This is a genomic window from Streptomyces sp. Ru72, assembly GCF_002920635.1.
In the GTDB taxonomy this organism is placed as follows: Bacteria; Actinomycetota; Actinomycetes; order Streptomycetales; family Streptomycetaceae; genus Streptomyces.
Map to the genome: position 1 here is coordinate 1 of NZ_PQSR01000221.1, position 2,326 is coordinate 2,326.

At 66.9% G+C, this 2,326-nt stretch carries 1 protein-coding gene and 1 pseudogene; both read right to left on the reverse strand.

Features of this window, described 5'->3' with window-relative positions; translation table 11 throughout:
* Window position 1: 1 nt before the first annotated feature.
* Complete coding sequence (locus C3488_RS39530; protein WP_103845622.1) at window positions 2-1,054, reverse strand: sugar ABC transporter permease; 1,053 nt, start codon at window positions 1,052-1,054, stop codon at window positions 2-4.
* A pseudogene (locus C3488_RS39535) lies at window positions 1,054-2,326 on the reverse strand (Tat pathway signal sequence domain protein); the annotation flags it as partial. The pseudogene C3488_RS39535 and the gene C3488_RS39530, both read right to left, overlap by 1 nt.

The following is a 2,326-nucleotide window of genomic DNA, read 5'->3' on the forward strand; positions in this document are numbered from 1 at the left end:
CTCACTTCTGATACACCCCCTGCTCGCCGAGCAGATGCGCGACCCTGTTCGCGCCCAGGACGAGACACACTCCGATGACTCCCTTGGCGAGGCCGACCGCGGCCGCGTAGCTGAAGTCGCCGTGCTGGATACCGACGTTCCACACGTAGGTGTCGAGGACCTCGCTGGCCCCCGCACCGACCGCGTACCGCTGGAGCAGGAACTGCTCGAACCCGACGCTCAGCGCGTCGCCCACCCGCAGGACCAGCAGCAGTGCGATCACCGGGCGCAACGCGGGCAGCGTCACGTGCCACATGCGTCGCCAGCGCCCCGCGCCGTCCATGGCGGCGGCCTCGTACAGATCGGTGCTGACGGCGGCCAGCGCGGCGAGGAAGACGATGATCCCCCAGCCGGCGTCCTTCCACACGGCCTGCGCGGTGACCATGTACTTGAACAGGCTCGCGTTGGTCATCAGGTCGAAGCCGCTCCACCCGTGGTTCTCCAGGGTCTGGGCGATGATGCCCGCACCGCCGAAGATCTGCTGGAAGACGGTGACCACGAGGACCCAGGAGAAGAAGTGCGGCAGATACATGATCGCCTGCGCCACGGCCCGCACCCGGGGCCGGATCACGCTGTTGATGACCAGCGCGAGGGCGATGGGGATCGGGAAGAACAGCACCAGCTGGATCACGAACAGGACGATGGTGTTCTTCGCGGCGCCCCAGAACAGCGGGTCGTCGAACATCCGCGAGAACTGCTCCACGCCGACCCAGGGGCTGTGGAAGATCGCCGTGATGCCGTTGCTGGAGGCGTACGGGTCGTAGTCCTGGAAGGCGACGACGTTGCCGAGCAGCGGGACGTAGTTGAAGATCAGCAGCAGGACGATGACGGGCAGCGTCATCAGGATGAGCGCGCGGTCGCGGCGCCATCGGACCCGGAAGGGCACCTTGTCCGCCTTGCCGGCCCTGCGCGGCACGCTCTCCTTCACGGTGGCGGCGGCGACCGCGGCCGTCGGTTCCTCGACGGCCGCGGGGGGACGTGTCCCGTCAGGCCTGCTCCCGGCCGTGAGGGACATCAGTTGCCACTGCCGTTCTTCTCGAGGAGCTGCTTGTACCAGTCCGCAGCTTGTCGCCGCCGGAGGACTTCCAGGTCGAGATGGCCTGCTGTACGTCGGACAGACTCTTGTTGCCGCGCACGAAGTCGATCTCCAGCTGCTCGAACGGGCTGGAGAGGTTGGCGTAGCGGCTCGGCTCGACGATGTTCATGCCGTAGGTGGACGTCTTCTTCATGAAGGCACCCTGCCGCTGCTGCCACTCCACCTGCTTGCGGGCGATCTCGGGGAAGTCGGGGTGGGCGGTGTAGGGAGCCGGGGCCGCCAGCATCACCCAGGCGTTGATCACCTCCTGGTTACCCAGGTCGTTCTTGACCGGGACGCCGTTCTTGACCGTGTAGTGCGTGCCCTCGACGCCGTAGTCGACGAACATCCGCTCCTTGGTGCCGTAGGGCGCGGCCGCGAAGTTGGCGGCGGCCAGCGCGTTCTCGATCGTCTCCTTCGAGGCGCCCTTGCGGATCATCGACCAGATGCTGGCGGGCTGGCCTGCGTACAGCGTCGGCTTGCCGCCGCCGGCGGCGAAGTAGTCCATGCCGTCGATCTCGAAGCCGGGGTTGGACTTGGCCTGCTGGGCGGTCAAGCCGTACCAGCCGGACATGTCGCCGTTGAAGACCAGGATCTGCCCGGCGGTGAACCGCTGGCTGGGGTCTCCCGTGTTGGCCCTGTCGTCGGGATGGACCACGCCCGCGTCGAACAGCTTGCGGACCCACTCCAGGTGCTCGAGGTACTCGGGGTGCTCGATGCGGTAGGTCAGCTTCCCGTCGGCCCCGATGTTCCAGCCGAGCGTCCCGGCAGGCAGAAGCCCGAAGATGGCCGCCGCCGACCACCTCATGTCACCACAGGCCCACACCTTGGCCTTGGCGCTGGTGGCCTCCTTGGCCCAGCTGAGGAACTCGTCGGCCGACTTGGGAACGGTGTAGCCCTTCTTGTCGAAGATGTCCTTGCGGTAGAAGGGCACGATGTTGGGCACGGAGGCGGCGGGCATCGGGATGCCGCGCAGCGCGCCGCCGAAGATGCTCATGCGCCAGGAGTCGGACGGTATCGCGGCCAGGTTCGGGTACTTCTTGACCTTGTCGCCCGACAGGTAGGGGCCCAGGTCCATGAACTTCGCGCTGACGGCGCTCGCGATCTTGCCGACCAGGTTCCAGCTGGGCACGACCACCATGTCGGGTATGGAGCTGGAGGCGAGGACCGCTCCAAGCTTCTCGCCGTAGGTGTTGCCGTCCTGGTTCTGCC